Origin of the sequence: Ketobacter sp. MCCC 1A13808 (assembly GCF_009746715.1) — a bacterium.
In the GTDB taxonomy this organism is placed as follows: Bacteria; Pseudomonadota; Gammaproteobacteria; order Pseudomonadales; family Ketobacteraceae; genus Ketobacter.
Genome location: NZ_VRKW01000014.1, coordinates 13,442 through 32,282, shown reverse-complemented (window position 1 = coordinate 32,282; position 18,841 = coordinate 13,442). Strand labels below are relative to the sequence as shown.

Genomic DNA, 18,841 nt, shown 5'->3' with positions numbered 1-18,841 from the left:
ATCAGGCTATAATACGCCTCTTTTTTATGTACCAAGAACAAGGTTACACATGAGCGAACAGCACGCATCCGGTCCGCAATCGGGCCTTACTTTTCAGGAACTGATCCTCACGCTACAGAATTTCTGGGCCTCCCAAGGCTGCATCGTGGTTCAACCCTATGATATGGAAATGGGCGCCGGTACCTTCCACACCGCCACCTTTTTACGCGCCATCGGCCCGGAAACCTGGAACGCGGCCTATGTGCAACCCAGCCGCCGCCCCACTGACGGACGCTACGGGGAAAACCCCAACCGACTGCAGCATTATTATCAGTTTCAGGTTGTGCTCAAACCATCGCCTGCCAATATTCAAGAGCTGTACCTGGAATCCCTTCGCCTGCTGGGAATCGATACCAACGCCCATGACGTGCGTTTTGTGGAAGACAACTGGGAATCTCCGACACTGGGCGCCTGGGGCCTGGGCTGGGAAGTCTGGCTCAACGGCATGGAAGTCACTCAATTCACCTACTTCCAGCAGGTAGGCGGCGTCGAGTGCTACCCGGTCACCGGTGAAATCACCTACGGACTGGAGCGGCTTTGTATGTATTTGCAGGGCGTGGATTCGGTTTACGATCTGGTCTGGACCGACGGCCCCTTCGGTAAAGTCACCTACGGCGACGTGTTCCATCAAAACGAAGTAGAGATGTCGACGTTCAATTTTGAACACGCCAATGTACCCAAACTGTTTGAGCTGTTCGATTACTACGAAGCCGAATCCAATAGCCTGATGGAAAAACAATTACCGCTACCGGCTTATGAGATGGTGGTAAAAGCCTCACACACGTTCAACCTGCTCGATGCCCGTCGCGCCATTTCGGTCACCGAACGTCAACGCTACATTCTGCGAGTGCGTACCTTGTCCCGCAATATTGCAAAAAGCTATCTGGCAGCCCGCGCCCGTCTGGGATTTCCTATGGCACCGGTCGATTTACGCGATGAAGTATTGGCGAAACTGGCGAAGGAGGACGAAGCGTGAGTACATTGGATTTTCTGGTAGAACTGGGCACCGAAGAATTGCCGCCCAAAGCACTGAAAAAATTATCCGCCAGCTTTCGCAGCGGCATAGAAAAGGGTTTGGCAGAAGTCGGCTTGCCACACGGCGAAGTCGTCGCCTATGCGGCGCCGCGCCGGTTAGCGATTTTCATTAAAGACCTCACCATTCAGCAACCGGATCGAATTGAGAATATCGACGGACCGCCAATGAGAGCCGCCTTTGACGCAGACGGTAAACCAACGAAAGCGGCGCTTGGTTTCGCCCGCAAAAACGGTGTCGAGGTTTCCGATCTTGATAACAGCGGCGAAAAACTACGCTACGTTAAAGAAGTCAAAGGCAACCCGGCAAAACAATTACTACCGGACATTGTCGCGCAATCGTTAAACGACTTACCCATTCCGAAACGCATGCGTTGGGGTGCCAGCCGCGTTGAATTTGTCAGACCAACACAGTGGCTGGTGATGTTGCTGGGTAACGAAGTCGTGGATTGCGAAATACTGGCGCAAAAGGCCGGACAGGAATCCCGCGGCCACCGCTTTCATCATCCGCACACGGTCCGTATCAGTTCTCCGGCAAATTATCAGGAAGACCTGCGCGCAGCCTGGGTAATTGTCGATTTTGATGAACGTCGTCAGATGATTCAACAACGGGTTGAACAACTGGCGCAACAGGAAAACGGTCGCGCCATCGTACCGCATGACTTGCTCGACGAAGTAACCGCATTGGTGGAGTGGCCTGTACCGTTGGTGTGTTCCTTCGAAGAACGATTTCTGCAGGTGCCCCAGGAAGCGTTAATTTCCACCATGCAGGATAACCAAAAATACTTTTGTCTGCTGGATGCCTCAGACAAATTACTACCGCGTTTTATAACCGTCGCTAATTTGGAAAGTACCTCACCTCATTTTATTGTGGAGGGCAACGAAAAAGTCGTGCGGCCACGCCTGAACGACGCTGAATTCTTTTTTAATCAAGATAAAAAACAGCCCTTGGAAGCCCATAACGAGCGTTTAAAAAATGTCGTTTTCCAGGCAGAACTCGGCAGTGTGTATGAAAAAGCGGTGCGCGTATCCAAACTGGCTGCCAGCATTGCTTCACACCTTTCCGCTGATGTTGCACTGGCCGAACGGGCAGGGCTTTTGTCGAAGTGCGATCTTTCCACCGAAATGGTCGGTGAATTTCCCGAATTGCAAGGCATTATGGGCACCTATTACGCACGCCACGACGGCGAAGCAGAAGCGGTTGCAATCGCCCTAAACGAACAATACCAACCGCGTTTTGCGGGGGATGAACTGCCCGCATCGGTCACCGGACAAGCCGTCGCCATAGCCGATAAAATCGATACTCTGGTCGGCACACTCGGCATCGGTAAACACCCCACCGGCGACCGCGACCCGTTCGGATTACGTCGCGCCGCATTAGGTGTATTGCGCATCATTGTCGGCCGCAACCTAAACCTGGATCTATTGGATTTGGTTGACCAGGCTACTGCAAATTACGGCAGCCAATTAAGCAATAAAAAGGTAAAAGCCGATTTTCTCGCGTTTATGAATGGCCGCTATCAAACCTGGTTCTCGGAAGAGGGTATTGATGTGGATATTGTGAAAGCGGTATTAGCAGTTAATCCCACCAAGCCATTGGATTTTTATCAACGTGCTACGGCAGTACAGGCGTTTAAACAACTACCACAGGCAGCTGCGTTAGCGGCCGCCAACAAACGCGTCGGCAACATTCTTTCCAAGCGTGACCAGACGCAAGCTTTACCGCCACTCAACAATGAATTGTTGCAACTGGAAGAGGAGCAAGTACTCGCCAGCGCCATAGGGCTTCATCAATCTGACATAAAGGACGATTACCCCTCCCGTCTGCAATCGTTGGCTGCATTAAAAGAGCCAGTCGACGATTTCTTTGCTAAAGTAATGGTCAACGTCGACGACGATGCTTTGCGTAACAACCGATTGGCGTTACTTAGCCAGCTTCACGGTCTGTTTCTGGATATTGCCGATATAGCCGAGCTGCAATAATTTTTTTGCTAGCGAATGCCCCGGAGAGATCAACATTTTCGACGGGGCTTCTAAGAAAGTGGTGGTGATGAATTCGCTTCGCGGACTGATATTTAATATTTGTTACGTTCTAAGTGTAATCCTGCTCAGCGTACCCTTTATGCTGATGGCTCCTTTCCTGAATATTTTTCACCGGGCAAAACTATTCGTATTCTGGTCTTCTGTAGTACAAAAGTTACTGGAGTGGATTTGTGGTGTCCGGGTAAAGATCATCGGCGTCGAGAATATCCCGCAACAGCCGGTGGTCGTGGTATCCAACCACCAGAGCACATGGGAAACCCTGGCGTTATATCGAATGCTGTTTCCGCTCTCCACCGTTCTGAAAAAAGAGCTGACTTATATACCGTTGTTCGGCTGGCTGTTACTGATGGCCAAACCCATCGTCATTGATCGTAAAAAGAAAGCCACGGCGATGAAGGAAATTCTGCGGCAGGGTAAGCAGCGTCTTGAAGAAGGGTTATCGGTGCTGATCTTTCCCGAAGGCACCCGCGTCCCCCCTCATGAAACCAAAGATCATTTGCCAGGGGGTGCCTTGTTAGCGGTCAAAGCCGGATGCCAGGTATTGCCGATCGTCCATAACGCCGGCCTGCACTGGCCAGCCCATAAACTGGCCAAGGTTCCTGGAGAAATAATTGTCAAAATTGGAAAGCCCGTTTCGGCAGCCGGCCGTTCAGCAAAAGAGCTGAATCACTCACTGGAACAATGGCTGAACCGAGAAAAGTCCGAATTATTGCAGCCTGACATCCCGCCTGATTAACCACCTCGTCAGGCTCACCGACATCGGGAGCCACTCTGATGTTTCGCTAGGTAACACAATTATCCACAACTGGGTCTAATTGCTACCAGATCATTCATTCCGCTCTGAACAAGTAAGTCATCACTTACCGGCTAACCGCAAACCGGCTCGACACCAAAACGATAACTTGTTGTTTATAAAGGATTTATATTAATTCAAACGGGAGAGCACCAAGCCTGCTGATAGTTAGTATTTACTATCTGAATTCAGAACTTCGCTCCGTAAAGAAACCTGATTTCCAATTTCCATTCACAGAGTTATCCACATCTTTGTCCAGCGGTATTAATTAGGCGATAACTTGTTTAATGACATCCAGGTTGACTGGTTTGAGCAGGTGATGGTCAAAAGGGGAGACGTCTTGTTCTTCCTTGCTGAGTTCCTGTCCACTCAATGCCACCAGAATACAGGATGTGCCCTTGGCAAGTGAGCGTAATTGCGCAGCCAACTCCAGTCCCGCGCAGTCAGGCAGGTTCAAATCCATTAACACCATATCCGGAATAGAGTGATTAAAAGAGGCTATGGCCTCTGCCCCGGTCGCGGCCTGAGATACCTCCAAGCCCAGGCTTTCGATCAACATAGCGGTGATAACGCGGGTATCGTGATCGTCTTCCACCAACAAAATATGGTTCGGAGTTACTTCTTTTTGCGCTATTTTAATTTGCCCCAGATGCAATAAAATGCGCTCCATTAGCTGACTTTCATCCACCGGTTTACTTAGGTGATCTGAATACCCGGCGGCCAGGCAACGCTCCCTTTCGCCCCGCATCGTCGCCGCAGTGAGCGCCAGAATCGGCCCGGTGAATCCCTCCTTGCGCAATATTTGTGTCGCTTCCAGGCCACCCATAACCGGCATCTGAACGTCCATCAGAATCAGATCGAACGGGGATTTGAGTTGCTGCGCTTGTCTGACCTGATTGATGGCATCCTGACCGTTAATCGCGAAGATCACCTGCGCTCCGGTATTTTCAATCAGATGTCCTAATAGTTGACGCAGGTCCGGCAGGTCATCCGCTATTAGAATCCGGGCGTTGATTTGCTGTGCATTCAGGCGGGGACGGTTGGCTTCAATAAGCTCGATATTCAGTAATTGTTGCTCAACTGATTCTTCAATACCCGCTTTTATGGTGACCGTAAAGCAGCTGCCTTCTCCTGACACACTGCTCACCTCTACACCTCCACCCAAACGTTGAGCCAGGCGCTGACTAATCGCCAGGCCTAAACCGGTACCGTTTTCGGAACGGCTCTCCACATTTTTTGTTTGTGAAAACGGTTTAAACAATTTGGGTATCTCGTCCTCTTCGATACCGATTCCGGTATCCTTTATGGCAAAGACAATTTCCGCCGCTTTCGCATCGCTGTGCCCGGCTGCTTCCGTATTAGCGATGTCCGGTTCCTTTTCCTGCTCGCTGCTGTCACTGCCTTCCGCTATGCCCTCAGCAAAGTCCCAACTGACTTGCAGTGTAACGGACCCGCTGTCGGTAAATTTTATCGCGTTGCCAAGCAGGTTCAGCAGAATCTGACGTAATCGGGTGGGATCAGCTTCAATAAATTTCGGTAACGCCTGATCTGCTTCGACCAATAAACGGATATTTTTATCTTCAGCTCTCACCAATATCAAATGGTAAACGTCGGATAAAAATTCCGGGAAATTCACTGCTTTATTTTCCAGCTCAAATTTACCGGCTTCTATTTTTGATAAATCCAACACGTCGTTCAGCAAACTTAATAAATGCTGGCCGTTGCGTTTGATTATCTGGAGGTGATCGTCGTTGTCGTTGCGCGTCTTTTGTTTTAACAAAAGATCGGTGTACCCCAGAATCGAGGTCAGCGGAGTGCGCAATTCATGACTTAAATGCGCGAGAAATTCACTTTTAGACCGGTTTTCTGCTTGCGCCCGTAAACGTTCAACCCGCTCAACTTCCATCTCACGACGCGCAATCGCGTAGCGAATGGCTCTTGCCAAGCGGGATTGCGTTAAGTTCGATTTCACCAGGTAGTCTACAGCTCCTGCAGACAAGGCTTCCTCGTCAAGTCGTTCATCATCCTGACCTGTGAGCATAATAATGGGACTGCTAAAACCTAGCGCCGTTGCTTCTTTTAACAAAGACACGCCGTCTTCGGGCCCCAAAGCATAATCCATCAGGCAAACATCATGCTGGTTCGCGGAAAGTTGTTTTCTTGCGGTTTCCAAATCGGAAGCCCAATCCAAACGATAACGTCTGGAGAATATATCGTCTAACAGATCCCGCGTAATGATGTAGTCGTCTTCATCATCTTCAACCAACAGCAGTTTAATTTCTCGCACAGCCTACCGCCTCAGTCCGTTTGCTTATCGGAACCGGGCAATTCCACGAACTCGACCCAATAACGACCCAGTATCTGCATTAAATCCACCAAGCCTTCAAAGGTAACCGGTTTCGTTAAATAAGAAGCAGCACCCAGGTCGTAGCCACGTAACATATCCTCTTCGGTTTTCGAGGTAGTCAGAATTACAACAGGGATTCGCCGCAGCTTGGGATCGCTCTTCAATTCAGCAAGTGCTTCACGGCCATCCTTACGCGGCATGTTCAAATCCAGCAAGATCAAACCCGGCCAGGGATTATCGCTGGAGGCAAATTTGCCCTCGCTACGCAGATACTCCATAAGCTCTACACCGTCGTTAACAATTTTCAGAATATTAGTGACTCTACTTTCCTGTAACGCTTCCTTCGCTAATAGCTGATCATCAACATCATCGTCAGCCATCAATATGACGATTGATTTGCTTTCAGAATTCATACTCAATCAACTCTTTGGTTAACGTATCGACCTTATCGCTCTGATACGCTGGTAAATCAATAATAAATGTAGTGCCCGCATCCAGTTCACTGCTTGCCCACAGCTCACCCTGATGTCGTTGCACTATACGCCGACAAATTGCCAAACCAATGCCTGTTCCCTCGTATTGCTCTCGTCCATGTAACCGCTGAAAGGGGGTAAATATTTTTTCAAGATACTTCTCGTCAAAGCCGATGCCGTTGTCTTCCACTTCAATGCGAAACCACTTAACAAACGAACCCGCCTTGCCATCTGTATTTTGTGTTTCTGCCACCCTAACACTAATTTTGGGCGTCACGCCCGGCCGGGTAAATTTTAATGCGTTGCCCACTAAATTCTGGAATAACTGCTTCATTTGGCTCGAATCAGCTTCAACGGTCGGCAAGGCCTCAACATTGATTTCTGCGCCTTTTTCTTCGATGGCAATTTCAAGCGTATCCAGGATTTCTTTCATCGTCTCATTCAGGTCCACTGACTCGATGGGGTTGGACCGGGTTGTCACTCTGGAAAAGGTCAACAAGTCTTCAATTAGCTTGGACATTCGCTCGGCTGCATTCTGCATCCGATAAACGTAGTCTGCGCCATCTCCCAAGGCTTCAGAATAACGGGACGCCAAACGATCTCCAAATGCCCTGATTTTTCGCAAGGGTTCCTGCAAATCGTGGGAGGCTACAAACGCAAAATCCTGCAATTCCCCATTACTGCGCTGAAGCTCTTCAGAAAAGTGTTTCAACTCCCTGGTGCGCTTTTCCACCATCGCTTCTAACCAGGCGGCTTCCGTTTTCTGGCGTTTGATGGCCCGACTAACCAACACACCAATTACAATAACCAGCACTAAACCAATGCCATTCGCTATGATAATGGTGGCCTTAACTTTCGACCTGCTTTTCCGCGCCTGAAGATACTGTTGGTTTAGCAGTTCAAATTCCGCCTCTTCCATTTCGGAAATCAGTGCGCGAATGCGAATCATGCTTTCATGGCTAATCAACATATTGCGGGAGGCAACCCGATCCGAATTTACATTAACACTTTTCTGATTAATATTCTGAGTCATTTGGTGCAAGCGTTCTTCGATGACTTTCTCCAACTGACGAATGCGTTGCTCCTGCTCCGGCAACTCCGATTGAATGCCTTTTAGCGTAGTGATATTTTCCTTAATACTGTTCAGCGAAATAAAGTAAGGTCGTAGTTGATCGGCTTTACCTGAAATCAAAAAACCGCGTAGTCCCAGCTCAGCATCCTGTACAGATGAATACACATCTTTTACTGCCCTCAACATCGACTTGGTATTGCTCGTGCGCGATTCGTTCATCACCAATTCCGATATGCTGGAATAGGATTGAATTGCATTGATCGCCAGTAAGGAAACTAACGCCAGCACGCTGAATGACCAAAGACGATTCAGTACCGCAAATCGCTCCAACATAAATCAGGAAGCCGAGTCGGACAGGTTATTCAGGAACTCGCCGCATGCTTTACATTCATCTAACATTCTTTCGATACTCAATAATATTTTTTCGGGTGGGGTGGACTGTTGAATCTGCAATTTGACCAATTCAGCGTTCATTGTGATGTTATTCAGTTGATTGCGCAGATGATGCCGGGTTGCCGCTATATCGTTAGGGTCGCTCACAATGAATTCCTCAACCTGGTACGTTACTATTGAGTGCGCTTAATTGACTATTTTCATACTGGTTCAATCGGTTGTACAACGTCTTCAAACTGATACCTAACATGGTTGCCGCTTTCGGCTTATCGTCATTGACCTCTGCCAATGTTGCCATGATTAATTCTTTCTCCATCTCCTGAATCGTTTTCCCGGCCGCTAAAGATGGTGTCGTCGGGAGTTCTTTGGAAAAGGGTGAACTCAAATCGTCCGGAAGTTGCAGATTGTCTTGTCCGGGATCGGTCATAATAAATGAACGATGTATCGCATGCCGCAATTCCCGAACATTGCCAGGCCAGGAATAGTTCTGTAAGCGGGCCATCGACGCTTCATCAATTGTCAGTGCGCAGCCCTGGTCTTCATTCAGTTCAGCTAAGAACGCGTTACACAGCAAAGGAATATCTTCTCGACGCTGACTCAGCGTGGGCGACTGCACGGGAAAAACCGCCAAACGGAAATAAATGTCTTCGCGCAAACACTGCTCCGTTGCCAATTGCTCACGTGTCCGGTTGGTGGCGGATAGAACGCGGCAGTGCACGTCTATTTCCTGCGTGCCACCCAAACGAGTAATTCTTCCTGTCTCGAGCACTCGCAGTAAATTCGGTTGCAGTTCCAACGGCATCTCGGTGATTTCATCTAAAAACAAGGTACCGCCGTGGGCCCGTTCAAATAATCCCGCTTTGCGGCTTGCTGCTCCGGTGAATGCCCCTTTTTCGTGTCCGAATAATTCACTGCCAATCAATTCCGTTGGCATCGCGCCACAGTTGGCAGCAACAAAGGCGCCTTCACATTGCGAGGCATTGTGTATCGCCCGTGCGATCAGCTCTTTGCCGCTGCCGCTTTCGCCCATGATCATTACGTTCGCCTGCGAAGCTCCGACACGTTCAATCATTTTATACAATGATTGCATTGGAGCTGATTCACCTATCAACACACCAAAATGACGTAAGACTGATGCGTCCTTGTTGGATTCTGCTAATTCCACCTTCGCCAGAAGAGCGCGGATCTTATCGATGTCTATCGGTTTCAACAGAAAACTTACATCTGATCCGGCCACCGATCTGATCATATTTTTTATCGCTGCCTGGCCGGTGATGAACGTGATATGGCGAGGCTTACGTGATGTAGGAATACTATCAAGAACTTCAAAACCACTACCATCCGGGAGCATAATATCCAAAAGAAGAATGTCGAAAGAGCCTACTGCCAGCTGGGTTTTCGCTTCTTCGACTGAAGCGGCAGCAACCACTTGATGGCCAAGAATCTCAAGGATCTCCTGGGTTGCCATGGTAAAACTGGTGTCATCATCCACCATTAATACTTGCATAGTTTTGTCCGGTCCTTGCCTGAATATTGAGGGCATCAAGATATATCACATCTCAATAATCACTACCAGAATGCGCTAGTGCAATGCCCCGAAGTTACTAGTTGGTGAGCCTAATCTCGCAAGGCTCACAGCTTTATTTGCTTTGACTCTATATATAGGATTCAGTACGCAGCCGCGTCATCAACAAGCCGACAGCCTTCGCAAAAATCGTCAACTACCGAATTGGTGTATCTGAAGAGTTATTTAACGATAAATGCGATTCAGTTCGTATCCACCGTTTTCCTTGTCTAAGCATGAGCAAGAAGCCTGCCACGTAAGATTTACTCAAACTTTTTACCTTTTTACGTGGATTCGCTCTTTTTACGTCCACACCCAGTCCTTTAAAAAGTGGGTTTTACAATTTCTCTGTAAGGCTTACAAAAATTGATGGAAAAACACACTACTTTATTCAACACGGGATAAACCCGGGCTAATTTACCATGGCTGGCACGATATTAGCTTTGTCAGTACTCAATCATTCAGCTTAGGTAAGAACACGATAGGGATGGAGAACAGGATGAACGCTTTTAAGCTTTCAAAACTAGCAGGGAGCCTGGCATTAATAACCCTCGCAGCGACGGGTTGCAGTACCACTTCAACCAACATTGCAGATGATGAAGCGCAAGTATCGATGGAGACCGGCTCCGATCAAAACACCGGATCCGTTTCTGTTCCAGGTGCGGTATCCGTTCAAACCGAAAGCGAGGCGGCGGTAGCAGAAACAGCAATGCAAAGAGCGGCTGCTGAGGACACGACGAGGGATCCGGAAACCGTCTTGGAAGCGAGTCGTAAAATTGTCTATTTCAACTTTGACTCAGCGGAGCTTACAACAGAAGCGGAAGTAGAGCTGGACGACATCGTTGAAGAAATATCTGCCAACGATATGCAAAGCACCCGGATTTATGCTGCCGGCTACACCGATTCCATGGGTCCCGAGGTTTATAACCAAAGTCTTTCGGAAGAAAGAGCGCTATCGGTCATCGGTTACCTTAAAAGGCAACTCGATGCCAGCGAATGGAAGGTGGATTATTTTGGAGAGGAATTTCCTAGCGCCTCAAATGATTCTGAGCAAGGGCGGGAAAAAAATCGCCGAGTTGTTATCGAGTACGTTTCGTCAAATAACCCCGATGAATTAGTCAGCATGAATCGGGAAGTAAGTAGTAAAGAGTAAGTCACCTAGCTAAATAACCTAACATTGTTTTCAGGAGGAAAGAGATATGTTTGGATGGGCAATTACATTTTTAGTAATAGGGCTGATCGCCGCCGTACTTGGTTTTTCCGGTATCGCAGGCACAGCAACCAACATAGCGTGGATACTATTCGTTGTCGGTATCATTCTCGCGGTTGTATTCGCGGTGATGGGAAGGGGACGACCCAGGGTCTGACGCTATAGAACACACTTAACATAAACAGGAGCCGGCATTCGCCGGCTTTTTCTTTTCCTGTATAAACGTTCTTAACATTGCTCGGCTTTTTTTACAGCCAGTAAACTCGCTTCTTTCTGCACTCCATTTAGTCGTCGTTTTACTTTGTAGTTTTACAAACTCAAGGTTTGTAATGGATACACATGGAGCTGTAACTCTTATAAATAAATCTTCGGTTGCCGCCACATTATTTCCTTTCGCCTTTTCAAATAGCACAATAAAATCATTAATAATCAATAACTTATATTAATTTATTATTTATGGCACGGTACTTGATATCTAATTAATCAGAAACGATAAAACGGAACATTAATTTAAAACCAAGGAGTTACACCATGAAAAATTTATTATTCCCAGCTCTGCTTGTATCGAGCCTTTTCCTCGCCGCTTGTGATGTTGACGAAGGTGGACCGGAAGAACTCGGCGAAAACATTGAAGAGACTACACAAGACGCGGGCAACCAAATCGAAGATCTTTGTGAAGATGCTAAGGATGGTATGGACGCAAAAGACACCGACTGCTAATAGCGATTACACGCAACTTAAATTTACGGAAGACTAAAATTAGACAATTGGAGACTCAAATGAAAACTACACTAGCTTACTCAATGATTGCAGCCATGTTAATTCCAGCAGCCTCTATGGCTCAGGATAGAAAGGAATCCGGAGTTTACATTGGTGGCGCCTACGGTATGTATAAAGTAGAGGGCGAAGGTAAGAACGAAGGCGATGCCAAATTTGATGATGATCAAGATGTGTTTCAAGCCATCTTGGGTGGTCAGGTAAACAAATATTTCGCTGTCGAAGGTAGCTATATCAACTTCGGAGAATACGGTGGCAACCTGGCAAGCGCCGACGTCGACGGTATGACTCTGGCTGTGAAAGGTATTCTGCCTATATCCGATGTCTTCTCCATCTATGCTAAAGGCGGACAACTTTGGTGGGATGCGGATTATCAAGTAGGTGAAGGCCTGCTGGAAGCCAACGGCTCTACTGACGGATCAGAACCTTTCTATGGTATCGGCGTTGCATTTGCCGTAACCGATCGCATGGATATCAATTTGGATTACACCCGTTACGAAATTGAGCTGGAAACCGACGAAGTTGGTCTGCTTGCCAGCGACAGCTACGACTCCGACCTGGACCAAGCCAGTGTTGGTGTCCGTTACTTGTTCTAATGAACACGCTAACCCCTGTTTCATAGGTACTCCTATACCCAACTCTCTGGTCAGGGGAGTTGGGATTTTTTTAGGCACTTTTACCTCTCTGAACACACAGTCCGGATGAAAAGAAGAAATAGAGTAAAGCGCATCAAAGTACGTAAGCCAAACCAAGGAAGTAAAACTCAAGGACGTAAGAAACGCTTTCGAAAGAAAGGGAGAAAAATATGAAATCATTTATCGAAACCACCATAATTTCAGTCGCGACAGCGGCTCTGTTTATCGCCGGACCGGTCTTTTCCGAAGACCAGCATCACGAGAAAAAGATCGAAGCCATGTCAGAAGGTGCACAGCGCTATTTTCGTAATGGCTGGCAGGAAGGCAAAATCGAGACTGCCATTTTGTTCAATGAAAGCCTGAACAGCTTCAAAATTGACGTAGAAGTCAACGATGGTGTCGCTGTATTGGTTGGCGATGTCTCGAGCGGAATAGAAAAAGATCTGGCAGAAGAAATCGCTTTGAGCGTAGACGGCGTGGAATCTCTGGACAATCAACTGGTTGTGAAGTCCGACGCTGAGCGGATTAAACCTACCACTGAAGAAGATTCGTTTCTCGGTTCAGTAGAAGACGCCTCCATCTCGGCTCAAGCTAAAATGAAACTACTGGCCAACGAATATATTGAAGGTATGGACATCAACGTTGGCACTAAGGGTCATGTAGTGACTCTGGAAGGTCAGGTTAAGACTAACGCTGAAAAAGATTTGGCTGAAAAGATAGTCGAGAATATTGACTCTGTAGTCATGGTAAAAAATGAGCTGAAAGTAGTGAGCAGCTAATGATTCGGATATCTTTCCTGAAAATATAAAAGGGCTACTGATTTGTAGCCCTTTTGCTGTAAGCCATTAAAATGATAGTAATTACTTACTTTGTGGGATCCCATTATTTGCAAAATCATATCTTATTGATTTTTAAGCCTTTTCATAATTTACGGTATTATTCAACCTCAATGAAATCCCGTAAACTATGCTCTACTGCCCACCAAATCCCATAAATCATGAAATCTTTTTAAAATCATATACTTAATGGATATCTAAATAAATCCAGAGTTGCGCCTATCAGGCATACGACACAAGGAACCTAGAACCTTTTAAAGGCTACAGTTATGCACAGGCTTACCCACATCCTAGGTATCGTATCAAGTAATTGGCACGATACTGCATTTTTTATTCGACTGCACAAAGTTTAGTCATTTTAGATAGCATGCAGCAGCATGCTACAAGTCACCCAGCAAGGTTTTATACCTTTCCTTCTTTAAGAAATCAGAATCGATTTTGACCAATTTTCCATCTTCAGCGCTTATGAATGCGAAAGATTTGTCCTTTCCACCCGAATATCTAACCGTGTAGCCTCCAACTTGCCAAAGCTCTACATCTTTATTACTAATAAAGGTTTCTCGCAAAATGCCTAAGTTTTCAGCGTTACAGGTGGAGTCACCACCGGAAAACAGGTCATCAAAGAACACTTTGATTGGGCAACCATAGTCTAAAGACTTATCGTTGGTCATATCAGTAAACGCGATGTAGTTTTTCCCTTTATCATTCCCATATCGAATGATCAGTATGTTATCCTCGCCACCGACATCACCAATCAATGTGAATTGGCCTGGTAGCTTAACTTTCAGATCCGAATATAAGAGTTCCACTTCAGGCTCGGCATGAACACTCATCGTTATCATCAGAAAGAGTGTAGCTATCGTGGTCTTGATCATAATCAAATGCCTCTCAGTGCCATCACAATCTCGGATTTAAAGTTCACACCTACCTTCACTTTACATGTGTTGTATATAGAAGTATCACCGGACAAAATTCTCTTACCAATCTTCGCTAGTTGCTTGATTGCATAAGTTGAGCTGGGAACACCCATCGGCCTAGGCACGAGATCCATAGAATCAGAACAAATATTGGCCTGCTCTAGAGCACCATAAGCCACTACTGCTGCCGACTCATTTACTGATTGTGGCGTGGTTAAATTCGGCCCCCAAAAGTAATTAATCACAGCGGCAATATAGTCACGATCATGTACATCCATTTATAAAAGCTCCCTTATCATGGGGTAAAATTAAACTTTTTATATAGCTAACACACAAAGAAAGGGATCAGATTGCATGTTTTTTCGAGAATTTATTATATAAATAGACACCTTCCACATAAACTCAAGCGCCACACGATAACCGTCAGCTTGTGTTGTGTGCAATTAAGAGAACAGCTCACTATCCAAGATAATTGCTCGTTCACCCTTTTTTTCTGTTTTTTTAGTGACCCCAACTTTATCTAGTCTTTCAAGTGCTGAACTTACACGGCCAGATAAAGAGGACTTACTGCAAGACTTTAGTTCGTTATTCCATCTTGACAACTTAATCATTAACTCTTTTACAACCACTATTTCTTGTTGCTTTCCGGTTTGGTAAATATATGCGATCAGTAAACATAAAACCCATTTGTATTTATCGCCGTACGCATCAACTAAGCATTTGATAACAACATTATTCTTCAATAATCCATTAGTGGAAAGCGCTAGGTACGCGGCTACTGGCAGGGGGATGTCTCGTTTCTCTTCAGGTGATAATGAAATTGATACTCTCATTATCGCATTCCAGTGATTTATTTCTTGTTCAAATTCGAAGCTACGCTCTGAATAACCATATCCACATACTAGACATGCTTTTTTGAAAAGCTTAGTTTGATGTGGCGTAGCACATCGACATTTTACACATTGAAATATTTCTGGATTATAAAAACAACCCAAATCATCCTCATTAAAGGGGCGAAAGCGATTGAAATAGGTGTTAGATTTGTCGTTGCAAGTATATAGCGTAGATGGACATTCACGCACCAAATCTTCCCAAAAATACCAATCAGTATTTTCTTTTGAGTTCGAATATAGTAAGTATCCACCCCATTGATCACACCAACTAAAAAGGTCATTTTCTTCTATCACTTGATGTAATGTTAAAGGTGGATTACTGATCTGGAAACCAAACGTAGCCCTGTGCAGAAACTCTTTGTAAATTTCTCTTGCTTTAGCGCTTGTTGATATCTCTGTTAATTTAATGTCGTTTTTTACAATGGCACAAGCATCAAAAACAACTATGCATCTCGATGTACACCGAGAGTATGCACAATAAAGTGTTTCAGCTGTCACTTCGCCATTGACTACAACAACAATAATTGAGGACTCTACTCCACGAAAGCGTCCAATTGTTTCAACCCTGTAGCCCAAATTTGATAGCCATTCCAGTTGCCCGTTGCTATAGGGTATGAGAAAGGTAACCTGGCCAGGCCTTATGCTATCTCTCTGGAATTGCTCATTTAACTTTGCTAACTGGTGATCTACATCCAAGACAGCGATTTCGTGATATGTGTCTTCTTCTATCGGCCTCGGATTTACGACTGAATACGAAGGGGACACAAGAGTCTTGAGTCGATTACATACTTTTTTAGGTACTCTCAAGCTTTTTGTTAGTAGGAAATGGCTAACTTCTAATAATTCTTCCAAATCGCTAAGTGACATTTTGGTTTCATACGGAAAAGCCTGAATTTCATCACATAGCGCTACAATCCTACGTTTGCAAAATAATTGAAATAGAGTATCCCACCACATCGGATTGATTATTTGTGCTTCATCAACGATTAGAACATCAAATTTGTTTAAAAAACCTAATTGAATTGCAGCCATGAGCGACTGAGCAGACTCAGACTTATACCAGTCTTGATTTTTATTCTTGGACTCTTTATTGAGAAACTGTTCAGCTTCTATGCAAAGTTGGTGAAAACTTCTAACAGTGCAGTGATCACTGTGTTCTAACTGATACTTTATCTCTTTGGTTAACAGTTCATTGAAAGCAACGAAAAGAACTTGCTTACTCGTTTCAGAAAGCCTCCTTGCTGTTTCAATACCGACTATAGTTTTCCCCGTTCCAGGCCACCCACTAACCAATAACCGAGGAGAATTCAACGCAAGATTTACGCACTCTTCTTGTTCCTCAGTAAGCCTGAGCCATAGAACCTCATCATTCCTGATACGAGAACTCCAGCATGCAGCGAAATCTGCTTCTGGCAAAATATAGCCAATAACATGCTCAATTTCTGATGTTGAAAATGACTCTTGTTGATAGACTTTTCCATAGTATTTCATGAGGCGTTCAATACGTTCACCAATGCATTTGACGTCTCGTATATCAAAAACAAGCGAAATATCTTCATGACTATCAACAAGATTAGGCGGCAAGTTTATTGGCTCGACTTTGCTGTCACATAAAAAATAGGCAGCGCCAATTTTTAATTTTTTCCCACGCTTGCTTAAGAAAGATTGCAACGCATACCTACCACGACCTAACTGGCTATCAAAGGATACGCTTTCTTTCTTGCCTTTCTTTTTGTAGTGAAAGCCAGAGCAGTCATGATGTAAAGTGCCACCCTTAACTTCTATAGCAAGAAAGCCAAGGGTTGGATGTAGTACTAGAAAGTCTATTTCTCCAATGCCACTGCATTTATCTGAAAAACCATCAACGACAGATGAGAGCCAAGGGATACTGTGAATAACATGAAATTCATCATTCAATTGCTCCTGTAAAAGACTATAAACCAAAGGTTCTGCACGGGTGCTTTCATTCGTTTTTGGCCCAAAGCCTGGATACATTATTGCCATTTGAGTATAAAAATTGATGGGCTAGTCGTGGGTTAGATTACACAGAAAATTGATCGGTTGAATATATTTGTTCAAATGTAATTATTCACTATCTTTTTACAGCTAAATTTTTAGCAGATCTAAGGGTCGTCCTGTGGCACTAAATCAATACGATTATCGGAAATTTTAAGGGATTCAGAGAGCAGTTCGGTAACTTTCTTTTCAGTGTCAGTGTATTTCGCAACCAATATGGAATCTACATGCTCTGAATCAACTAATGTATTAGTAATAGCCTTCCCATCGGTATCGTCTTTTCTTTTTCCTTTCGCTAAAAAGAAAGACTGATATCTTGTGGGTGCGACACCTTCAAATGAAGAGATAGCCAACTTTTCGTTTGATTGTTCTTCAACACAGATAGAATCGCTATGTAAATCAATAGCCAGACTTTTCGCATAGGGCTCAATATATACAACCCTTTTGATACCAGCAGCGACAATATGTCTCGCACAATTGTGGCAAGGAAAGGTGGTTGTATAAATGATGGTACCTTTACTACTGCTTTGCATACTTCTAGCTAAGGTTGTAATTGCATCCATTTCCGCATGGATTGCTCTTGAAAATTCTATTAAAGAACCGAGGGGTGTATTTTCAGCGATGTTTTCCATCAATTTATGGGATATGTTCTCAGCAACCCCACCATCTTTAACTAAAATAACCCTGATCTTTTCCTTTAGCTGGTTAATTTTTTCCGTGTTATAGCATTTTGCACCATGATTAATACATCGATGATCATTTGCTCCATCTTCGACGGTATAAAGCCCCCCGGTAAACTTTGGGACATCATTTCTCCCAACAGCTAAAACATTTCCATCGTCGTCACATATAGCTGCACCGACCTGCCTTGATAAACAAGCAGAACGTAGCGACGTCGAATAAGCAGTATACATGCCTACTTCATCCTTGGTTGGCGTGATACCATTTACGCCGTGAGCAAGACAAAGAAATCTGTTTATATTGGATTTTATAGAAGGTAAATTGTTAGAGGTATTAGATATAAAGTAGTCGGAAAAAGATAAAGTTTTTTCTAATTTTTGACCATGCTTGTATTCTTGATTTCGGTCATCTTCGATTAGTTTAACTGCATTAGATCTGCTGATCCCATTATTTTTAAGCCGAGATAGCTTCTCTTCTTCCGTGGATAATATTCCAAGCTGGTAGAATATCTTTCCATATATAAGTTTAAGTAATTTAGCTTCATCAGGATGTTTCAATTGATCAATTATGAAAGCAGTATTATGCATGACAGCAATTTTATCTGCTTCAGTTTGCTCGGGATGGTTTTTTCTCCACAGCGCAATTTCCTGGACAGCTAACTGGGCAACCACATCATTACTCGAGTAGTTTCTAAGCTCATTTCCTAAACGTTGTAATTTGGAGATCCGGTCGAAATTATCTGTGCCTTCAGAGGGTAAATACTCCTTCAAGCTCAATAACTTCTTGTGTTCGTTAACAGCCAATCTCATCAGGTCGCTAAGTCGAATATCGACGACTTCATAACCTGCAGATTTCAATTCATCCGTCAGCAGCCTTTTAACTTGCTTGATACCACAACCAAGAGGGCCAGCTAATGCAACAACAAGCTCTTTGGATTGTCTTTGAGAAAGGGTTTCCTTTAGAGATAGGACATCCTTCGATCGCGGGTTATTGTCGGCTGTTGCTTTTTGTTGCCTTTCAGCCAATTTGCCTCCATCCTTTCAGGCTAAAATTACCAATCTAACTTTCGAGAGCTTTCTATCACGCTTTCTAACGCTCTTTTTCTTTCATCTAGCTGTTT

17 protein-coding genes are annotated in these 18,841 nt (G+C 45.0%); 8 read left to right on the top strand and 9 right to left on the bottom strand.

Going from position 1 to position 18,841, the window contains the following annotated elements; translation table 11 throughout:
• The first annotated feature begins 49 nt into the window (after positions 1-49).
• From glyQ to FT643_RS19160, 3 genes are all read left to right on the top strand, one after another.
• Positions 50-1,015 (top strand): glycine--tRNA ligase subunit alpha, encoded by a 966-nt coding sequence (gene glyQ, locus FT643_RS19170; RefSeq protein WP_156873035.1) that lies wholly within the window; start codon positions 50-52, stop codon positions 1,013-1,015.
• Entirely contained in the window at positions 1,012-3,054 is a 2,043-nt protein-coding gene (gene glyS / locus FT643_RS19165) for a glycine--tRNA ligase subunit beta (protein WP_317622077.1), read from the top strand. The genes glyQ and glyS overlap by 4 nt, the downstream gene beginning before the upstream one ends.
• A 67-nt stretch (positions 3,055-3,121) precedes the next feature.
• The gene (locus FT643_RS19160) at positions 3,122-3,850 is read left to right on the top strand and encodes a lysophospholipid acyltransferase family protein (protein ID WP_156873034.1); all 729 of its coding nucleotides are present in this window, start codon (positions 3,122-3,124) and stop codon (positions 3,848-3,850) included.
• A 325-nt stretch (positions 3,851-4,175) separates the two neighbouring features.
• On the opposite strand, the gene FT643_RS19155 is transcribed toward FT643_RS19160, so the two are convergent.
• The 5 genes from FT643_RS19155 to FT643_RS19135 are packed head-to-tail and all read right to left on the bottom strand — an operon-like array spanning position 4,176 to position 9,699.
• A complete protein-coding gene (locus FT643_RS19155; RefSeq protein WP_156873033.1) occupies positions 4,176-6,194 on the bottom strand; it encodes a response regulator in 2,019 nt (672 codons plus the stop codon).
• Between the two features lie 11 nt (positions 6,195-6,205).
• Positions 6,206-6,667 carry a response regulator gene (locus FT643_RS19150; RefSeq protein ID WP_156873032.1) on the bottom strand — a complete coding sequence of 154 codons (462 nt, stop codon included), beginning with the start codon at positions 6,665-6,667 and terminating at the stop codon, positions 6,206-6,208.
• Positions 6,657-8,132, bottom strand: a complete 1,476-nt coding sequence (locus FT643_RS19145) for a sensor histidine kinase (protein ID WP_156873031.1) — start codon at positions 8,130-8,132, stop codon at positions 6,657-6,659. The genes FT643_RS19150 and FT643_RS19145 overlap by 11 nt, the downstream gene beginning before the upstream one ends.
• A 3-nt stretch (positions 8,133-8,135) precedes the next feature.
• Entirely contained in the window at positions 8,136-8,339 is a 204-nt protein-coding gene (locus tag FT643_RS19140) for a histidine kinase (RefSeq protein ID WP_156873030.1), read from the bottom strand.
• A gap of 10 nt (positions 8,340-8,349) precedes the next feature.
• A complete protein-coding gene (locus FT643_RS19135) occupies positions 8,350-9,699 on the bottom strand; it encodes a sigma-54-dependent transcriptional regulator (protein ID WP_156873029.1) in 1,350 nt (449 codons plus the stop codon).
• Between the two features lie 556 nt (positions 9,700-10,255).
• Here FT643_RS19135 and FT643_RS19130 point away from each other — a divergent pair.
• The 5 genes from FT643_RS19130 to FT643_RS19110 all read left to right on the top strand — a co-directional run bounded on the left by FT643_RS19130 (position 10,256) and on the right by FT643_RS19110 (position 13,157).
• Positions 10,256-10,909 carry an OmpA family protein gene (locus FT643_RS19130; protein WP_198043706.1) on the top strand — a complete coding sequence of 218 codons (654 nt, stop codon included), beginning with the start codon at positions 10,256-10,258 and terminating at the stop codon, positions 10,907-10,909.
• Between the two features lie 46 nt (positions 10,910-10,955).
• Positions 10,956-11,123, top strand: coding sequence for a DUF1328 domain-containing protein (locus tag FT643_RS19125; RefSeq protein WP_156873027.1), 168 nt, complete (start codon positions 10,956-10,958; stop codon positions 11,121-11,123).
• Between the two features lie 374 nt (positions 11,124-11,497).
• Positions 11,498-11,686: a hypothetical protein gene (locus tag FT643_RS19120; protein WP_156873026.1), complete on the top strand. Its 189-nt coding sequence runs from the start codon at positions 11,498-11,500 to the stop codon at positions 11,684-11,686.
• Between the two features lie 59 nt (positions 11,687-11,745).
• Complete coding sequence (locus FT643_RS19115; protein WP_156873025.1) at positions 11,746-12,339, top strand: outer membrane beta-barrel protein; 594 nt, start codon at positions 11,746-11,748, stop codon at positions 12,337-12,339.
• Between the two features lie 209 nt (positions 12,340-12,548).
• The gene (locus tag FT643_RS19110; RefSeq protein WP_156873024.1) at positions 12,549-13,157 is read left to right on the top strand and encodes a BON domain-containing protein; all 609 of its coding nucleotides are present in this window, start codon (positions 12,549-12,551) and stop codon (positions 13,155-13,157) included.
• A 437-nt stretch (positions 13,158-13,594) separates the two neighbouring features.
• Here FT643_RS19110 and FT643_RS19105 read toward each other — a convergent pair whose 3' ends face one another.
• The 4 genes from FT643_RS19105 to FT643_RS19090 form a co-directional block, all read right to left on the bottom strand.
• The gene (locus FT643_RS19105; RefSeq protein ID WP_156873023.1) at positions 13,595-14,089 is read right to left on the bottom strand and encodes a hypothetical protein; all 495 of its coding nucleotides are present in this window, start codon (positions 14,087-14,089) and stop codon (positions 13,595-13,597) included.
• A gap of 2 nt (positions 14,090-14,091) precedes the next feature.
• Positions 14,092-14,409 carry a hypothetical protein gene (locus FT643_RS19100; protein ID WP_156873022.1) on the bottom strand — a complete coding sequence of 106 codons (318 nt, stop codon included), beginning with the start codon at positions 14,407-14,409 and terminating at the stop codon, positions 14,092-14,094.
• A gap of 165 nt (positions 14,410-14,574) precedes the next feature.
• Entirely contained in the window at positions 14,575-17,019 is a 2,445-nt protein-coding gene (locus FT643_RS19095) for a nuclease-related domain-containing DEAD/DEAH box helicase (RefSeq protein ID WP_255473974.1), read from the bottom strand.
• Between the two features lie 128 nt (positions 17,020-17,147).
• The gene (locus FT643_RS19090; protein WP_156873020.1) at positions 17,148-18,746 is read right to left on the bottom strand and encodes an anti-phage dCTP deaminase; all 1,599 of its coding nucleotides are present in this window, start codon (positions 18,744-18,746) and stop codon (positions 17,148-17,150) included.
• Positions 18,747-18,841 lie beyond the last annotated feature (95 nt).

What these genes read in the sequence shown, in the direction of transcription:
- glyQ (WP_156873035.1), top strand. Translation starts at nt 50, where the DNA reads ATGAGCGAACAGCACGCATCCGGTCCGCAATCGGGCCTTACTTTTCAG.
- FT643_RS19160 (WP_156873034.1), top strand. Translation starts at nt 3,122, where the DNA reads ATGAATTCGCTTCGCGGACTGATATTTAATATTTGTTACGTTCTAAGT.
- FT643_RS19150 (WP_156873032.1), bottom strand. Translation starts at nt 6,667, where the DNA reads ATGAATTCTGAAAGCAAATCAATCGTCATATTGATGGCTGACGATGAT.
- FT643_RS19145 (WP_156873031.1), bottom strand. Translation starts at nt 8,132, where the DNA reads ATGTTGGAGCGATTTGCGGTACTGAATCGTCTTTGGTCATTCAGCGTG.
- FT643_RS19135 (WP_156873029.1), bottom strand. Translation starts at nt 9,699, where the DNA reads ATGCAAGTATTAATGGTGGATGATGACACCAGTTTTACCATGGCAACC.
- FT643_RS19130 (WP_198043706.1), top strand. Translation starts at nt 10,256, where the DNA reads ATGAACGCTTTTAAGCTTTCAAAACTAGCAGGGAGCCTGGCATTAATA.
- FT643_RS19125 (WP_156873027.1), top strand. Translation starts at nt 10,956, where the DNA reads ATGTTTGGATGGGCAATTACATTTTTAGTAATAGGGCTGATCGCCGCC.
- FT643_RS19120 (WP_156873026.1), top strand. Translation starts at nt 11,498, where the DNA reads ATGAAAAATTTATTATTCCCAGCTCTGCTTGTATCGAGCCTTTTCCTC.
- FT643_RS19115 (WP_156873025.1), top strand. Translation starts at nt 11,746, where the DNA reads ATGAAAACTACACTAGCTTACTCAATGATTGCAGCCATGTTAATTCCA.
- FT643_RS19110 (WP_156873024.1), top strand. Translation starts at nt 12,549, where the DNA reads ATGAAATCATTTATCGAAACCACCATAATTTCAGTCGCGACAGCGGCT.
- FT643_RS19105 (WP_156873023.1), bottom strand. Translation starts at nt 14,089, where the DNA reads ATGATCAAGACCACGATAGCTACACTCTTTCTGATGATAACGATGAGT.
- FT643_RS19100 (WP_156873022.1), bottom strand. Translation starts at nt 14,409, where the DNA reads ATGGATGTACATGATCGTGACTATATTGCCGCTGTGATTAATTACTTT.
- FT643_RS19095 (WP_255473974.1), bottom strand. Translation starts at nt 17,019, where the DNA reads ATGTATCCAGGCTTTGGGCCAAAAACGAATGAAAGCACCCGTGCAGAA.